Annotated in this window: 13 protein-coding genes; 4 read left to right on the plus strand and 9 right to left on the minus strand. The window is 65.8% G+C overall.

All coding sequences use genetic code 11. The features are described from left to right. Positions 1-40 precede the first annotated feature (40 nt). A complete protein-coding gene (locus ERC79_RS17410) occupies positions 41-841 on the plus strand; it encodes an FAD:protein FMN transferase (protein WP_131579680.1) in 801 nt (266 codons plus the stop codon). Positions 842-856: 15 nt separating this feature from the next. Here the strand turns inward: ERC79_RS17410 and pgi are convergent, their stop codons facing one another. Next, on the minus strand, positions 857-2,506 hold the full coding sequence (pgi, locus tag ERC79_RS17415) for a glucose-6-phosphate isomerase (protein ID WP_131579681.1): 1,650 nt from the start codon (positions 2,504-2,506) through the stop codon (positions 857-859). Between the two features lie 79 nt (positions 2,507-2,585). On the opposite strand from pgi, the gene ERC79_RS17420 reads away from it, so the two are divergent. Continuing rightward, a complete protein-coding gene (locus tag ERC79_RS17420; RefSeq protein ID WP_207390356.1) occupies positions 2,586-4,037 on the plus strand; it encodes an NAD-dependent succinate-semialdehyde dehydrogenase in 1,452 nt (483 codons plus the stop codon). A 69-nt stretch (positions 4,038-4,106) separates the two neighbouring features. Here ERC79_RS17420 and ERC79_RS17425 read toward each other — a convergent pair whose 3' ends face one another. Continuing rightward, positions 4,107-4,406 carry a chorismate mutase gene (locus ERC79_RS17425; protein ID WP_131579682.1) on the minus strand — a complete coding sequence of 100 codons (300 nt, stop codon included), beginning with the start codon at positions 4,404-4,406 and terminating at the stop codon, positions 4,107-4,109. A gap of 338 nt (positions 4,407-4,744) precedes the next feature. On the opposite strand from ERC79_RS17425, the gene pcrA reads away from it, so the two are divergent. Then, positions 4,745-7,213, plus strand: coding sequence for a DNA helicase PcrA (gene pcrA / locus ERC79_RS17430; RefSeq protein WP_131579683.1), 2,469 nt, complete (start codon positions 4,745-4,747; stop codon positions 7,211-7,213). Between the two features lie 51 nt (positions 7,214-7,264). Here the strand turns inward: pcrA and ERC79_RS17435 are convergent, their stop codons facing one another. From ERC79_RS17435 to ERC79_RS17465, 7 genes are all read right to left on the minus strand, one after another. Next, complete coding sequence (locus tag ERC79_RS17435; RefSeq protein WP_131579684.1) at positions 7,265-9,808, minus strand: LuxR C-terminal-related transcriptional regulator; 2,544 nt, start codon at positions 9,806-9,808, stop codon at positions 7,265-7,267. Between the two features lie 121 nt (positions 9,809-9,929). Beyond that, positions 9,930-11,366 carry a hypothetical protein gene (locus ERC79_RS17440; protein ID WP_131579685.1) on the minus strand — a complete coding sequence of 479 codons (1,437 nt, stop codon included), beginning with the start codon at positions 11,364-11,366 and terminating at the stop codon, positions 9,930-9,932. Between the two features lie 227 nt (positions 11,367-11,593). Beyond that, positions 11,594-12,535 carry a DUF1214 domain-containing protein gene (locus tag ERC79_RS17445; protein ID WP_131579686.1) on the minus strand — a complete coding sequence of 314 codons (942 nt, stop codon included), beginning with the start codon at positions 12,533-12,535 and terminating at the stop codon, positions 11,594-11,596. Positions 12,536-12,600: 65 nt separating this feature from the next. Then, positions 12,601-12,909, minus strand: coding sequence for an SHOCT domain-containing protein (locus tag ERC79_RS17450; protein ID WP_131579687.1), 309 nt, complete (start codon positions 12,907-12,909; stop codon positions 12,601-12,603). A 1-nt stretch (position 12,910) separates the two neighbouring features. Continuing rightward, positions 12,911-13,348: a DUF6325 family protein gene (locus ERC79_RS17455; protein ID WP_131579688.1), complete on the minus strand. Its 438-nt coding sequence runs from the start codon at positions 13,346-13,348 to the stop codon at positions 12,911-12,913. Further along, on the minus strand, positions 13,345-13,719 hold the full coding sequence (locus ERC79_RS17460) for an SHOCT domain-containing protein (protein ID WP_131579689.1): 375 nt from the start codon (positions 13,717-13,719) through the stop codon (positions 13,345-13,347). Before ERC79_RS17460 ends, ERC79_RS17455 begins: the two co-directional genes overlap by 4 nt. A gap of 72 nt (positions 13,720-13,791) precedes the next feature. Further along, positions 13,792-14,469: a GAP family protein gene (locus tag ERC79_RS17465; RefSeq protein WP_242676617.1), complete on the minus strand. Its 678-nt coding sequence runs from the start codon at positions 14,467-14,469 to the stop codon at positions 13,792-13,794. 240 nt (positions 14,470-14,709) lie between these two features. On the opposite strand from ERC79_RS17465, the gene ERC79_RS17470 reads away from it, so the two are divergent. After that, complete coding sequence (locus ERC79_RS17470; protein ID WP_131579690.1) at positions 14,710-16,185, plus strand: LuxR C-terminal-related transcriptional regulator; 1,476 nt, start codon at positions 14,710-14,712, stop codon at positions 16,183-16,185. Positions 16,186-16,327 lie beyond the last annotated feature (142 nt).

Here is a 16,327-nt window from a genome sequence, read left to right on the forward strand (position 1 = left end):
TACTGGGGAACAGCACGGTTCGGACGCACGGAGCATGATCATGTTGGTCGATACACGATGGAGCGCCTGGGGCGAAGAGATCGAAGTACAGGTCACCGAGGCGGCGGCCCTGAGCGCGGCGGTGGGCCGGGTGGGCAGGATGCTCGACGAGGTGGAAGCCGCCTGTAGTTTGCAGCGCGGTGACGCCGAGATCCATGCGGTGAACCTCGCACAGGGGCTTCCGGTACGGGTGAGTGTCCGGCTCGCGGGTCTGCTGCGCTCGGCGTTGTGGGTGGCCCGGATGACTGACGGCTCCGTGAGCCCCGTCGCGATCGAGGAGCCGCCGACCGGTGTCCCGTCGATCCATCCTGAGCCGACCTTCGCCGACGTGCAGATCGACGACGACACCGTCCTCGCTCCGTGGGGTGTCTCGTTCGACATCAGCGATACCGCGAAGGCGGATACCGCGGACCGGGCGGCGGAGCTGGTGGCGAGCGAACTCGAGTGCGGTGTCCTGGTCCGGATCGGCGGCGCCATCGCGACCGCGGGCCACTGTCCGGCCGGCGGTTGGCAGGTGACCGTGCCCGGCGATGGAGGAATCGAGCTACCGGCTGGTGCGTCGATGTCCTCGGTCAGCGCGGGGAGGGTTTTCCACGGGCGCGAAGCGCTCAGCGGCGAGTGGGATCAGGTGTCGGTGGTGGCGGGCGACGCCCTGTGGGCGTACGCGGCGAGCTCCGCCGCCATCGTGCGCGGGTTGGGCGCGGTGCCGTGGCTCGAACAGCACGATCTGGCAGCCCGCCTGGTCGACAATTCGGGCCGGGTGTACACCACGCGCAGCTGGAGTCATCCGCACGCGGCGTGAGACTTGCGCATCGCGTCAGACAGTGCGGCCACGCCGTCCGCGGTACCAGCGGACCAGCGCATCGGTCGACGAATCATCCAGTTGCGGAGGTGCATCCGGTGAGGTGAGCACCGGGCCGAGTTCGAGGGCCTGCGCCTTGCCGAGTTCCACGCCCCACTGGTCGAACGAGTCGATGCCCCAGATCACGCCCGCGACGAACACCTGGTGCTCGTACAGGGCGATCAGCTGGCCGACGACCGCCGGGGTGAGCCTCGGCGCCATGATCGTCGTCGACGGGCGGTTTCCGGGCATCACCTTGTGCGGCACGAGTTCCGCTGCGGTTCCTTCGGCGGCGATCTCCTCGGCCGTCTTGCCGAACGCGAGCACCTTCGTCTGCGCGAACAGATTGCTCATCAGCAGGTCGTGCATGCTGCCGGTGCCATCGGCCGTCGGCAGGTCGTCGGTGGGCTCGGCGAACCCGATGAAATCGGCCGGCACCAGTCGGGTGCCCTGGTGGAGTAACTGGTAGAAGGCGTGCTGGCCGTTGGTACCGGGCTCGCCCCAGAAGATCTCACCGGTCTTGGTCGTCACCGGTGAGCCGTCGGCCCGCACCGATTTGCCGTTGGATTCCATCGTCAGCTGCTGCAGGTACGCGGCGAACCGGGCGAGATCGTTCGAGTACGGAAGCACGGCACGCGATTCGGCGTCGAAGAAGCTCGAGTACCAGACGCCGATCAGCCCCAGCAGGACCGGTGCGTTGCGCTCGAGCGGTGCGGTCCGGAAGTGCTCGTCGATCGTGTGGAAGCCGTCCAGGAACTCGGCGAACCGTTCCTTGCCGATGACCGCCATCACCGACAGGCCGATCGCCGAATCCACCGAGTAGCGTCCGCCGACCCAGTCCCAGAACCCGAACATGTTGGCGGTGTCGATGCCGAACGCCGCAACCCGTTTCGCATGTGTGGACACCGCGACGAAATGCCTGGGCACCGCGGTCTCGCCGAGTTCGTCGACCAGCCAGCGTCGTGCCGCCGAGGCATTGCTGAGGGTCTCGAGCGTCGAGAATGTCTTGGACGCGACGACGAACAGCGTGGTAGCCGGGTCGAGATCGGCGAGCGCCGCCACCAGGTCCGACGGGTCGACATTGGAGACGAACCGCGCCGAGATGCCGGCGTCCGCGTAGTGACGCAACGCGCCGCACACCATCACCGGTCCCAGATCGGAGCCGCCGATGCCGATGTTGACGACCGTGCGGATCTGTTCGCCGGTGGCGCCGCGCCACTGGCCGGACCGCAAGCGATCGGTGAACTCGCCCATCCGGCGCAATACCTCGTGCACGTCGGCGACGACATCCTGGCCGTCGACTGTCAGCTGCGCGTCGGCGGGCAGGCGCAGCGCGGTGTGCAGCACCGCGCGGTCCTCCGAGGTGTTGATGTGCGCGCCCGTGAACATGTCGTCACGGCGTTCCTCGACATGTGCGGCGCGGGCGAGTTCCACCAGCAGGCCCAGGGTTTCGCGGGTCACTCGATGCTTGCTGTAGTCGATGTAGAGGTCGCCGGCCGTCACGGTCAGTTCGGTGCCGCGATCGGGATCCTGGGCGAACAGGTCTCGCAAATGGGCAGATTCGATCACACGATGATGCGCATCCAAGTTCTGCCAGGCTGCGGTACCGGTGATGTCTGTGCTCATAGATGGGCAGCTTAGTGGCCGAGCGCACGATTGCCGCTGTGACTCTCACTGAGTGAAGTGTCGGCGCATGATGGGAAGTATGAACCAAGCCGAGTTGATTCGTGCCGTTCCCACCAAACTGTGGATTGGTGGCACACCCGTCGATGCCGAGAACGGTGCCACGTTCCCCGTCCGAGATCCCGCGACCGGTGAGATCCTCACCGAGGTTGCCGATGCCAGTCCTGCCGACGCCGTCAAGGCGCTCGACGCCGCGGCTGTCGCCCAGCGCGACTGGGCCGCCACGCCCGCCCGCGAACGCAGCGAACTGCTGCGCTCGGTGTTCGAGACGATCACCGCCCGCGCCGAGACGTTCGCTCAGCTGATGACCCTCGAGATGGGCAAGGCACTGCCCGAGAGCCGCGCTGAGGTGAAGTACGGGGCCGAGTTCTTCCGATGGTTCGCCGAGGAGGCCGTCCGGATGGAAGGCCGCTATCAGGCCGCGCCCGCCGGCAATGGGCGCATCCTCGTCAGCAAGCAGCCCGTCGGCCCGTGTCTGGCGATCACACCGTGGAACTTCCCGCTCGCAATGGGTACCCGCAAGATCGGGCCCGCGCTCGCCGCCGGTTGCACGATGATCGTCAAGCCCGCCTCCGAAACGCCACTGACGATGCTCGCGCTCGCCGAGCTGTTCGTCGAGGCCGGGTTGCCACAGGGTGTGCTGTCGGTCCTGCCCACATCCCGTTCGAGCGCCGTGACCGAACCGCTGCTCAGCGACCCGCGGCTGCGCAAGCTCACGTTCACCGGATCCACCGCGGTGGGGCGGCTGCTCGTCGAGAGGTCGGCGAAGGGCTTGCTGCGCACATCGATGGAGCTCGGTGGCAATGCTCCGTTCGTCGTGTTCGACGACGCCGATGTCGACGCCGCGGTCGACGGGGCCATGCTCGCGAAGCTGCGCAACGGCGGCGAGGCGTGCACGGCTGCAAACCGCTTCCACGTCGCGAACGCCGTCCGGGAGGAGTTCACCGCGAAGCTCACCGAACGCATGGCAGCAGCGAAACTGGGCCCCGGTATCGACCCTGACACAACCCTCGGGCCGTTGATCAACGCGGATCAGCTCGCGACGGTCTCCGAACTTGTGGCCGACGCTGTAGAGGCCGGTGCGCAGGTACTGATCGGCGGCAGGGCACCCGGCGGGCCGGGGTGGTTCTACCCCGCGACCGTCCTCACCGACGTTCCAGCGTCCGCGCGAATCCTGCGTGAGGAGGTGTTCGGCCCGGTCGCCGCGATCACCGGCTTCGACACCGAGGAGGAGGGCGTCGCTGCGGCGAACGACACCGAGTTCGGCCTCGCCGCCTACATCTACACGCAGAGCCTGGACCGGGCGCTGCGCGTATCCGACGCTCTCGAAGTCGGCATGGTAGGCGTCAACCGTGGCGTCATCTCCGATACGGCCGCGCCGTTCGGGGGCGTCAAATCGTCCGGATTCGGCCGGGAGGGTGGCAGCGAGGGTATCGCGGAGTACCTCGAGACCAAGTACATCGCACTGACCTGAGCCTGACAGACGCGAACCGCCCGGTCTCGATGACCGGGCGGTTCGCGCGTGAAGTTCGAGTGGGACAGGTCAGTGCCCCAGCCGACCGCGTCCGAGGCGCAGCAGCAGCATCGCGAGCGTGTGCCCTTCCTGGCCGAGCTCACTGAACCGCTCGAGCACCTTCATCTCACGGCTGTGCACCAGGCGGGGGCCACCGGACGCCATCCGGGTCCGGCCGATGATCTGGGACACCTCGCTGCGACGCTTGACGGCCGCCAGGATCTCGGCATCGAGACGATCGATCTCCTTGCGGAGCTCGTCGATCTCGGCCTCGGTCGCAGGGACGGGGACGGGTGACTCGGATGAAGGAGTTGCGGTCGGACTGCTCATTATCTTCTCCTCGTGTCGGAACTAGGATCGTCCGGGTTCCCTGGAGTCGTTACGGATCCGGGTCCAACTCACAAGAACGCCCCGGATCCGATGTGGACCTCGGGGCTCGCGGGTGATCAGGCCGCGGGCACCATCGGCCGGTGCCCGCTGGGGAATCGCCAATGCTCGCGACTAGTGCGCCCCTGGGACGGACCCCGGAGAGGGCTCTGCGCGGCAATGATCATCGTTCCAGTTTGCCACGCAATCGGGGTCCGCCCAAGCAGAGGTGACAGCCTTCACCGCGAAGCCGATCGGGCAGCTGCCGGTGTGTCGGTATCCGCCGGTAGCGTAGACAGGCGATGAACACTATTTCCGATTCCACGGTCGGCGGGGTCGTCAGGCCTCGTGGCGCTGCCGGTACGTCGCCGGACGCGCTGCTCGAAGGTCTCAATCCGCAGCAGCGCGAGGCCGTGCGACATGCCGGTTCGCCGCTGCTGATCGTCGCGGGTGCCGGCTCCGGCAAAACCGCGGTGCTCACCCGCCGGATCGCGTACCTGCTCGCCGATCGAGGTGTGATGCCCGGCCAGATCCTGGCCATCACGTTCACCAACAAGGCCGCTGCCGAGATGCGTGAACGCGTCGCCCAGCTGGTCGGCCCACGTGCCAACAGCATGTGGGTGTCGACATTCCACTCGAGCTGCGTGCGGATCCTGCGCGCGCAGGCGGCGCTGCTGCCGGGCTTGAACTCGAACTTCTCCATCTACGACGCCGACGACTCCCGTCGCCTGCTGACGATGATCTCCAAGGACCTGGACATCGACACCAAGCGCTTCTCGGCCCGCTTGCTGGCGACGCACATCTCCAACCTCAAGAACGAGCTGATCGATCCGGAGGAGGCGACGGCCACCGCCGCCCAGGACCCGGCCGAGATGCCGAAGCTGGTCGCACGGGTGTACACGCACTACCAGCAGCGACTGCGCGCCGCGAACGCGCTGGACTTCGACGATCTCATCAGCGAGACCGTCGGGATGCTGCAGGCGTTCCCGCAGGTGGCCGAGTACTACCGTCGCCGGTTCCGGCATGTGCTGGTCGACGAGTACCAGGACACCAACCATGCGCAGTACGTGCTGGTGCGGGAACTGGTGGGGGAGGCGAGCGAGGACCCGCACGCCGTTCCGCCGGCCGAACTGTGTGTCGTCGGTGACGCCGACCAGTCCATCTACGCATTCCGCGGCGCCACCATCCGCAACATCGAGGAGTTCGAGCGGGACTACCCGGATGCCCGCACGATCCTGCTCGAGCAGAACTACCGGTCCACGCAGAACATCCTGTCGGCGGCCAACTCGGTGATCTCCCGCAACACCGGCCGCCGCGAGAAGCGCCTGTGGACCGATTCCGGCGAGGGTGAGCTCATCACCGGGTACGTCGCCGACAACGAGCACGACGAGGCACAGTTCGTCGCGTCGGAGATCGACCGGCTGGTCGACGCCGGCGACGCAAAGTTCGGCGATGTCGCGGTGTTCTATCGCACCAACAACTCCTCCCGCGCGCTGGAAGAGATCTTCATCCGCCTCGGCATCCCGTACAAGGTGGTCGGCGGCACGCGGTTCTACGAACGCAAGGAGGTACGCGACATCGTCGCGTACCTCAGGGTGCTCGCCAACGAGGACGACGCGGTGAGCCTGCGTCGCATCCTCAACACCCCGCGACGCGGCATCGGCGATCGCGCCGAGGCGTGCGTGGCCGTGTATGCCGAGCAGAAGGGCACCGGGTTCGCAGAGGCGTTGCGCGTGGGCGCCGAAGGTGGGGTGCCACTGCTCAACACCCGCTCGGCAAAGGCGATTGCGTCGTTCGTGGAACTGATGGACGGGCTGCGGATGCTCTTGTCCGGCACCGACGCCGACGGTAACGATCTCACCGATATCGGCGACGTCGTCGAGGCGGTTCTGGACCGCACTGGCTATCGGCGTGAGCTCGAGGCCAGCAGTGACCCGCAGGACGGTGCACGCCTCGACAACCTCAACGAGCTGGTCAGCGTGGCACGGGAATTCAGCTCCGATGCACGCAACGCGGCGGCCTTCGCCGAGGCGGAAGCGATGGCCGGCGAGGTCGACGAGACCGACGGAGAGGGCCTGCCCGACCCCGGTTCGCTGGCGGCATTCCTCGAACGTGTCTCGCTGGTAGCGGACTCCGATCAGGTGCCCGACGAGGGCGAGGGGGTCGTTACTCTCATGACGCTGCACACAGCGAAGGGGCTCGAGTTTCCGGTCGTGTTCGTCACCGGCTGGGAGGACGGTCAGTTCCCGCACATGCGCGCGCTCGGCGATCCGGCGGAACTTTCGGAGGAGCGCCGCCTCGCGTACGTCGGCATCACCCGCGCACGTCAGCGGCTGTACGTCACGCGCGCAATCGTGCGGTCGGCATGGGGGCAGCCGGTAACGAATCCGGAATCCCGCTTCCTTCAAGAGATTCCGGCGGAACTCGTGGACTGGCGCCGCGAGGACCCCGGTGTGCTCGGTGTCGGCGGTGCGATAGGCGGGGGTCGACCGCAAGGCTCCGGTTACGGCGGATCAGGTTATGGCAGTGGCGGTTTCGGTGTCGGCGGCCGCAGTGCGGTCCCGTCGGCGCCCAGCTTCGGGGCGCCGCGTGGCCGCAACAACAACCTGGTGCTCGCGGTCGGTGACCGCGTCAGTCACGACAAGTACGGGCTCGGCAAGGTGCTCGAGACGAAGGGTGCCGGACCGACGGCGACCGTGACGATCGACTTCGGTTCGGCCGGTAAGGTGCGCCTGATGCTGATCGGTGGCGTGCCGATGGTCAAGCTCTGACACAACGGGGCAGGCAACGTTACTTCTGGTCAGAGCTGCTCGGTAGGCAGATCATGGCCTGAGGAGGCCGGCGTGTTCGACACGGTAGAGGATGTCTGCACGATTGGCGGTCTGGAACTTCCGGTAGATGCTCTTGAGCCGGTATTTCACGGTGTCTTGTGAGATGAAGAGCTCGGCCGCTGCTTCCCGGGTGGTCTTCCCGTTTCGGAGTGCCTCGAGGGTGCGTCTCTCTGCCTCCGTGAGCGGGGGAATCGGCGACACTCTCAGCCCTGCGGGCAGCCCGTCGATCTCGTCTACGGCATCGACGGTCCCGGTCTCTCGTGCGTGGACCGCGAGTGCGCGGAGGCGGTCGAAGGGTACGGAGCCGAGCACGGTGCCCTGCCCGTAGAGGTGCTTGTGGGCCATGGCCCGTTCGAACACGGCCACCGCTTTGCTTTCCGCACCCGCGTTCCAGAGCGCTACCGCGAGGAGGACGAGCGCTTCACCACGGTAGCGGGGCGAGACCTGCCGCTTCAGTAGTCGGTCGAGTCTGGTGATGGCGTCACCGGGCTGCCCGCGAGTGAGAGTTATCCGGGCAGACGTGACGTCCACGACCGGCAAGTTCGGAAGCTCGTGAAGCTGGCGTTCCGCACCGGTGACATCGCCCTGCGCGAGCAGCATGTTCGCTGCGTGGGCGGCGAGCTCGGTCCGTAAGTACGGTGTGGACGGGAGGCTCATGGCCCGGGCGCGGGTGAGCCGTGCCAGCGCGTCGGCGTTTCCGAAGTGTTTGCGCGCCGACGCTGCCTCAGCGACAACGAGCAGCGGCCAGAACTCGCAGCGACCCCAGCCCTCCTCCTCGTCCAGCAGTAGCCGTGTAGGCCGGTTCGAGTTCGGGGTTTCGAACGTGATGACCGCTCTCGTGAACTGGAGTTGCCACCGGATGGGCGCGGTGTGGGCACGTCCGTCCGTCTCGTGGCGCCGCCCGATTCGTTCGATCGCGTGGCGTGCCGCATGGATGTTTCCCTCGACGGCGTGGAGGAAGGCCATTCCGGCGTGCGCGCAGAGCCGATCCCGGGCTTCTCCGGTTTGATCACCGAGTCGGATTGCCTCCCCGAAATTCCTTGATGCGCCGACGATTTCCCCATTCAGTGTGTACGTCAACGCGATTCCCGAATGCATGAGGGACCTCGCCGTGCGTAAGGGCGAGGCCGCATCGTCGGATGTTTCCGCGAGATGGAATTCCAACGCTTCGGCGTGGCTCTGTGCGGCCACCGAGTTTCCGAGGACCCGTTCTGCTGTCATGTGCAGATACCGGGCCACTGCGGAGGATTCGGTGTGGGCGTGGCCCGCCGCGTCGGCTGCGGTTCGGAAGGCCTCCACCGAGCTGCGTAGTGAGAGCACCGAGGTTTCGGCACGAGCGTAACCATGGAGCATTCGGGCCCCGGCGAGCAGCGGCGACCGATCGAGGACTTCGCGAGGAACCGCGGTGAGTACTGACGCGATGGGCGAAGGGTCGAGGACCAGGCGTGGTTGTGATTCCAGCAACCGTTGGAGTTCGGTGTAGTCACCGGCTTCACTGAACAGCCGCGCGGCGGTGGCTGGATCCTTGCGCTCCATGTCGCGCGCCCACATCATTTTCAGGCCCAGGATCTCTTCGTTGCCGAGTTCACGCTCCACGATTGTGTGAGCGGTGGTCTCCAATGCGGGATGCACCTGGTTCGATCCGTTGGCCGGGTTGCGTAGGACCAGGCCCGCGTTCTCCAAGCTGTGCAGCGCGGCGGCAGTCTCTTGCCGGGTTAGTCCGGACAGACGGGTGACTGCCGCGGTGGGCATGGGCGTGCCGCAGCCGGAAAGGACAGCAAAGAGGCGTCGTTCAGGATCCGTTCGATCCCACAGCAGCGTTTCGATGCTGCCGGTGAGGAACTCCTCCGCCCAGGAGGCGGCCGGCACGTTCGTGAGGTTGATCGTGCAGGCCGCGGTGAGGGCGAGCGGCCAGGACCGGACGAGTCTCCGGATGCCTTCGAGCCAGCCCGGGTCGGTGTCCCAGGTCCCCGCAAGCGCCACGGTCTCGTCGCAGGTGAATGCCAGGTCCCCGGAAGTGAGGGAACATGATTCGTACCGAGCGGTGGTGAGCGGAGCATCGAGGGCCGTGAAGCGGCGCCCGAGGACGACCAGCGAAAGCCGGGGTCCGTTGTCAAGGAGCTGGGCCAGGGCTTCGTCCGTCTCGCGGGAGGAGAGGAGGTGCCAGTCGTCGACAACAAGGTGGACCTTACCGGGCAGGCCGCTCACGACGGACAGCAGCGACGGGTAGCGATGCAGATCGTCCTCGGGCTGGATGTCGGCGGCCGTGGCCAGCCGTGCGGCGGTGAGTTCCCAGAATCGGTGCAGGTCGCCAGCGGTCTCGCGCGCACTCACCCAGGCGATCGGTGCGGCCTGCACGGTCGCCCACTGGGCCGCGGCCAAGGATTTCCCGGCACCCAACGGACCCCGCAGGATGCGGAGCCGCGGCTGCCGGGATTCACCCTCGATCAGACGGATCACCCGGTCACGCACCAGCACCTGCGTGCGAGCCTCACGACTAGCGGACGACAGCCGACGTCTCCCATTTCCACTCATGCACAAACACTCTCGGTCTCGGAGTCACCTGCGGCCGTGTCCTCCACCCAGTCCGGGATTCTGGTGGGCGAAGTGCCGGTGACGGACAGTCGAGCCGCACGTCGCTCGCTCAGATGTCCGACTACTCGGCGCAGCCACTCGCCTCGAAGTCGGACTTGGCCGTGTACTGCCCTTCCGGCAAGTACCGCCCCATCACGGCCTTCTCGTCGCCGGGGGTCTTGGTGTCGTGCGCGGCATGACTGAAGTCCTTGGACGGCAGCATGTTCCGCATGATCAGGAGGGAATCGTCGGGATGCCCGGCACCATCGCCAGTCGGCGAGAGCGGCAGCCATGAGACCCCGCACTCCTTGGTAGCGTTTACCGGTCGGTCTTCCGGCAGCGACGCGACGATGGTGTAACGACCTGCCGCATCGGTGACCACCTGCTCGTCGTACAGGCATGCGATCACCTTCGTCGTTGCCAGTGATTCGTTGCTGCACATCGACCAGAACCTCATGTCGACAGCGCCGTCGACATTCGGCGCGCCTGCCATCGTCCTCGGAGTCCGCGGCAGTTCGCCACGAAGTACCAGAACGTCGCCGAACCCGCGGTTGACTTCGGCCGTGACGTAGCTGTTGTCGATGTTGGAGTACTGTCCGCCCACCCGCTGGGGTGTGCCATCGCATTTGCCGAGATAGGTACACCCGATGGTGAACTCGGCGCTGTAGTAGGCCCGCCACACCGGCGTCTGGTCCGCAGGGAATGTCGCCGGCTTGCCCGGCTGGTCACGCAGGGCCTTGTACGTATCCAGCGGAAGCGAGGCAGGCGTCAGGATCGCGTTGTCCGCGTTGAGTGCCGAACACAGTGCGTCGCCGCGTAGCACCCGGCCATCGGAGAAGCGCAACTCTGGCTCCGGTAGTCCTACGCCGCCGGTGAGATCACGTCCATTGTCGGGAAGATAGATGCGGTAGAGGAGGCTGATCCGATCCTGGCCTGGCACACCGGCATACAGAGTGTTGGGTTGTGGCTGAGCCGGCTGGGCTTCGTTGAGGACAGCGACCGTGTACGACCTGTCGTCTTCATTCAGTCGGTCGGCGCCCGGGAGATAGGTGTTCTGCGAACCGGCGTCCGGGACGGTCGAAATGTCGTTGAGGACGGCGGTCGGCATTGCGGTGGCGGCGTTGTACGAGTTCAACGACTGGTAGCGGGCGTGCGCGTACTGCCCCCGGATGGCCAGCTCGGCATCCTCCGGGATAGTGAACTGTGCAGCCCAATAGATCGCCGCGGTGTCGGGGAAGGCGTAGTTGAGCTGCGGGTCCGCGAGCTCGGGATTGACTGGCACGGACCAGAAGCAGGTAGACAACGGATGCTCGGGATCGGGGCCGCTCGAACCGGGATCGATGGACCCGGACCCGGAACCGCTCGACGAACCGAGATCGATGGACCCGAACCCGGAGCCGCTCGACGAACCGAGATCGACAGACCCGATCGCCGGCGCCGCGACTGCAGGCCCAATCCCGGGCAACGCTGTGATCGCGGTCAGCGCCGCCGCAGCTACGAACGTTCTCAATGAAGGCATTGCACTCCTTGTGAGGTGGCTGACAACTTGTGGTAGATCCCCCGTCCGGTCTCACACGGGCTCGGTCCTCTGACGAGGTTGCGAGTGAGAGTCCTTCGGCGAGGAGACGGTCCACTGGACGGCGTGAGTGACCAAATGGCATTGGCCGGGGTGCTGCTCGCATGCCGGTGCGGCCCCCACTTGGTGGGCGGTCGCCCCCCCACTCCCGCTGGAGGGCCCCGCTCCCGCTAGAGCGCCTCGGGACGCGGCGCCGTCCAGGTGCCGTCGAGCACGGAGGGGTAGGGGCGGTACAGCCGCAGCACGTAGTTCCAGCCCGGCATGATCGGCAGGGCGTTGGCGACACCGTCGAGGTGTACGCCGAACCGGATGGTGGTGCCGCCGTCGGCATCGGGGGTGGCGGTGAGGCTGTTGATGCTGTTCACGCCCAGGGCGTTCTCCTCGAAGTATCCGGCCGCGTTGTACAACGACACCGACCAGAATGCTTCCACCGGAACGTCGTTCAGGCGGAGGCGGTATTCCTCGACCGGGAGGCGTTCGTCGAAGCTGATGTAGGTGGCCTCTCGTTCGGGGAGGCCACCCCAGCCGGAGGCGGTGCCCAGCAGGTGCATGATCGGATCGACTTCCGTCGCGGTGCCGAAGGACCGGTCATATTTGCTGACGCCGCGAGCGAGAGTGAGGATTGCGTCGCGTGTCTCCGTCTGCGACTGCTCGTCGTAGTCGGGCAACGGGAACTCACCTGTGCCGCCGCCGTCGATGTCCAGGGCGTCCTGTAGTCGGTTCACCTCTGCGACGTCTTCGGGGCTGTTCGGATCGACGAGAATGCGGACGATGAGAGCGGCGTAGTCGGTGCCGACCAGTTCGCGCGTGAGCACGTGCTCGCCAGGATCGCGCAGGATCATCGGACCGTAATGATCCTGATTGATCACCCACACGGAGATGTAGCGCTTGCCGGTATCCGGCACCGTGATCGTGACGTTTTCGCGTACGTCGATGATGGTGCTGCTGTACAGGGTGTCGCGGTTCTGGCGGATAATGGGCTGGTCGTCGAGCGGCTTGAGCTCACGGGTGTGGTTCCATGTGCCCAGACCTACGCCCGCGGCCAGGCGAGCGAACATGAGATCGGATTCTGCCCGATTGAAGTTCAGGACGTTGACGGGGATCGCGGACATAGCGGGTTCCATTCGGTGTCGGGTACGGAACGGGAGCGGGTATGCCTCGCCCCCGTCGGAGAAATTCAGGCGAGCAGTCGAGCTTTCGCGGCTTCGAACTCGACATCGCTCAGCAGGCCTTGTGCTTTGAGATCGACCAGTTTCTGCAACTCGCCGACCAGATCGACCGGGGCCGCGGGCGCGTGTGTGGTCATTGCGTGTGCGGCCTGCTGCTGGGCAAATTCGTACTGGTTCTGTTCGTATTCTGCTTGGGCCTTCCGTTCGCGGCGGCTGGCCATGCCGTCGCTGACCGCGGTCGCGGTACCGGCCACGACGGCGGTGCGGGCGGCAAGGCCCAGCAGTCCGGGGCGGCCTCTTCTCGGGATGTACGGCATGTCAGACCTCCAGTTTCGGGATGATCGTGTCCATGAGGGCATTGACGACCGGGGCGGGTATCCGCTCGTAGCCCAGCAACACCGCGCCGGACTCAGCGGTCCGGGCGGCGAGCTCGCGCTGATAGACCAGTTCGAGCGCGACCAGCAGCGCTGCAGCGCCGGCGGGGATCGCCGCCGCGAGTTCGGTGATGTCTTCCTGCCCGAGGAGGCCGGACGCGCCGAGTGTCGCGACATCGATCTCGAAGCCGTTCGGCAACTCCTCGACCTCGATGAGGGTGAGTTCGCCGTCCTCTGACTTGGAGATGATGATCAGATCGAGCAGGCGCACCAGGCCGGTATCCGTAAGGTCGGTGAGCGCGGAGAATGCGGCCGGATCGAGGCCTTCCCCGGGCAGGCCGAGAAGGTAGAAGTCGACAGGTCCGAAACGTGCGGCACTCACGACAGGACCTTCATCTTCAGTGTGGCGAACTCGTCCTCGCTGATCGCTCCAGCTTCGCGCAGGGCTGCGGCTGTGGCGATCTCCTCACTGGGGCTCTTCCCTGCGACCTCGCGTATATACGATTCGGCAGCGCTCTCCGCGTCACGTGCGGCCTTGTTGCTGCGTTCCGTCATCCCGCCGCCGCGGGCGACGACATAGACGAGCGCTGTGACGATGGGCAGGAACAGCAGGAAGAACACCCAGACGGCCTTCCACCAACCGCTCAGCTTATGGTCGCGGAACAGGTCGGTGATGATCGCGAACAGTGCGAAGAGATATCCGATGAAGACGGTCGCCCACAGCATCCAGCCGAGGCTTTCCCAGAAGCTCATGTGTGTTGTCCGTTTCTTGTAAGTGGGCGCGGGTTCGCGGCCGATGAATGAGAGACAGCGATGCGGCAGAGGTCAGAAGGAGGCCATGGCCTTGCCGACCATGAGTACCGCTATGAATGCCATGAGAACGGTCATGACCACGTCGTTCTCGCGGACGAGCCACCGGTGCAGGGCATCCAGCGGCCCCCGGAGCTGTTCTGAAGCGACGAGGAACGCCGTGACCGGGATCCACACCGTCGACGCCGCGCACAGGACGAAGACCCCTGTCGCGATGCTTGCCGGGAGGGCGGCGAGGCCGGCGTCTCCGATGGTTACTCCGGCGCTCGCGGCGATGAGGAGGTTCTTCGGGTTCAGCGCCGAGAGCAACAGACCGAGGCCGAGTGCTCGCGTGAACGTGAAGCCGTCGATGGCGGCCATCCACTTCGGGAGTGCGGGACTCTCGCCGGGCGCCGGTCGGCCCCGCCATTGTCTGACCGCGAGCAGCAGGAACAGGGCCGCGAGCAGGAGCTGCACGATTGCCCGCGGGACGTTCGATCCGCCCGAATCGCCGTCAGGCGTGAGCAGGCCAGCGAGCAACACGAACACCGTCACCGCGATGGCGATCCCGAGGATCCAGCCGATCAGGAAACCGGGGCCGGTGCGGCGTGCGCTGGAGGAAAGCAGCATGAGAATGGCCGCGATGATCGTGAAGGGGCTGATCGCGATGCCCAGCGCGAGCGGCAGCGTCTCCCCGATGACAGAACCCAACATGGTCAGTTCCTCTGCGGGGCAGTCGTATCGGTGGGAAAGGCGCCGCTGCACACTTGGCTGAACGCGAGCAGCGTGACTCCGGCACGGAGCTCTCGCCCGACATTCCGGTGGCTCGGCCCGGCAAGCATTCGGTTCATTCCGGAATTCTCACAGGCTCCGGGCTACATCAACCGCGGTCTCATCCGCAGCGGATGAGACTGGATCTCTGTGGCCGACGAATGTCTCGAGTATCTTCGTCACATGATCGAAGCGGTGCGCGAGGCACTCGCCTCTGGTGAGGCGGAGCAGGCTCGAAGAGTTCTACGGAAGAACTGGCTCCGTCTGATTCTCGAATCTCACACCGGGGAACTCGAGCAGCTCTGCCTTGCCGATCCTGACCCGCACGATCCGCACATCCTGCTGATTCGGGCGTGCTGCCGCGATCTCAGTGGCGACCCGTACGGCGCGGAGTTTCTCCGCGGTCAGGGCCTGCGGGTTGCGTCTGACGATTTCGTCGTCTGCTTCACTGAGCTGCTGCTCGCCCCAGACACCTCGACCAAGGCCGTCATCGCCGATCGCGCGCGTCGAGCGCTCGCCCAGTGCGAACCGGAGGACGACTATCCGTCCGCGCTCTTCCTCCTCGGATGGACCGAGGTCAGGCTTCGTCGTGATCTCCCTCGTGCCATCGCGCTACTTCGTTCCGCCAGCGATGAGGCGAAGTTGCAGTCTCGTGCGGAGACGTTACGTCTCGCACAGTCCAATCTGGCCTTTGCGCTCACCCACGCGGGAGCATTCACCGAAGCCGAACAGATCCTCGACGGGCTCCCTCCGAGGGAAGTGGCGTCCGACTGGGAACGCTTCGAAGGCGGTCTCCCACAGTCGAATCGAGGGTGCATTGCCTTCTGGCGGGGTGACTTCGAGGAGGCGATCGCTCAGTTCGACTCCATCATCGTGGAGGGCAGTCCCGGAACCGACTTCGAGGCGCTCGCCCGTCTCTACTTGGTGATGTGCCTGATCGCTCTGCGCCGGGAAGACCGGTACCACACGGCGGCGCGTCTGCTGCGAGGCGTGAGCACTACGGACAAGCATGGCATTCCTTGGGATACGTTGCGGCGTGTCACCACGGCCTGGCTCGCCCACACGCAAGGGCAGGACGAGCAAGCACGCCGTATCGCAAGGCCCGCGCTTACCCGCACAGGTGCTGCGGTCGCTCATGCGCTTCTCGCGGAACTCTACCGAGTCCTGGGGGATTCGGAACCGTCGGCTCAAGCGCTTCGCCTCGCGACATCGGCCGGGCTGCCACAATATGCGCTGGTGAGCACACTCGTCACCTCGGCCGCACTGAGCTCCATGGCAGGGCGCGGACTCCAAGCGCATGAGCAGCTGGATCGTGCGCTGGAGGCTGCAATCCCCGAACGGATTCTTGCCCCATTTCTCTCCGACGATCCGGTGATTGTCGATCTCTTGAACGCACACGCAGTTCGGGGATCGAGACATCAAGGGCTCTTGTGCACGATCCTGGAACGACGGAATCGGCTGTCTGCACTGCTCGTGGGAGTCCTGACGGAACGAGAGAAGGAGATACTCACATATCTGCGCACCGCGATGACCGCGGATGAGATTGCTGTGCACCTCGGCATCGCATACCCCACGGTGAAGACGCATATTCGCGCGATCTACCGCAAATTGGGCGTGACCAAACGCCGTGCCGCTATTCAAGTTGCCGACAACAGATAGTGGGCTCATCCCAATTGCTGCTGGTGTCGATGTGGAGCGGTCAACCATGCCCGTCGGGCGGGTAGAAACGCGGGTAGTTTTCTTCGGTCTGGGGTTGTTGTCGAGATTGCCGCTATTGGCTGCGGCCGATTCGGGCGGATCG

The organism is Rhodococcus sp. ABRD24 (assembly GCF_004328705.1).
In the GTDB taxonomy this organism is placed as follows: Bacteria; Actinomycetota; Actinomycetes; order Mycobacteriales; family Mycobacteriaceae; genus Prescottella.

Coding starts and splice junctions, on each gene's coding strand:
- ERC79_RS17410 (WP_131579680.1), top strand. CDS start 41: ATGTTGGTCGATACACGATGGAGCGCCTGGGGCGAAGAGATCGAAGTA.
- pgi (WP_131579681.1), bottom strand. CDS start 2,506: ATGAGCACAGACATCACCGGTACCGCAGCCTGGCAGAACTTGGATGCG.
- ERC79_RS17420 (WP_207390356.1), top strand. CDS start 2,586: ATGAACCAAGCCGAGTTGATTCGTGCCGTTCCCACCAAACTGTGGATT.
- ERC79_RS17425 (WP_131579682.1), bottom strand. CDS start 4,406: ATGAGCAGTCCGACCGCAACTCCTTCATCCGAGTCACCCGTCCCCGTC.
- pcrA (WP_131579683.1), top strand. CDS start 4,745: ATGAACACTATTTCCGATTCCACGGTCGGCGGGGTCGTCAGGCCTCGT.
- ERC79_RS17435 (WP_131579684.1), bottom strand. CDS start 9,808: ATGAGTGGAAATGGGAGACGTCGGCTGTCGTCCGCTAGTCGTGAGGCT.
- ERC79_RS17440 (WP_131579685.1), bottom strand. CDS start 11,366: ATGCCTTCATTGAGAACGTTCGTAGCTGCGGCGGCGCTGACCGCGATC.
- ERC79_RS17445 (WP_131579686.1), bottom strand. CDS start 12,535: ATGTCCGCGATCCCCGTCAACGTCCTGAACTTCAATCGGGCAGAATCC.
- ERC79_RS17450 (WP_131579687.1), bottom strand. CDS start 12,909: ATGCCGTACATCCCGAGAAGAGGCCGCCCCGGACTGCTGGGCCTTGCC.
- ERC79_RS17460 (WP_131579689.1), bottom strand. CDS start 13,719: ATGAGCTTCTGGGAAAGCCTCGGCTGGATGCTGTGGGCGACCGTCTTC.
- ERC79_RS17465 (WP_242676617.1), bottom strand. CDS start 14,469: ATGTTGGGTTCTGTCATCGGGGAGACGCTGCCGCTCGCGCTGGGCATC.
- ERC79_RS17470 (WP_131579690.1), top strand. CDS start 14,710: ATGATCGAAGCGGTGCGCGAGGCACTCGCCTCTGGTGAGGCGGAGCAG.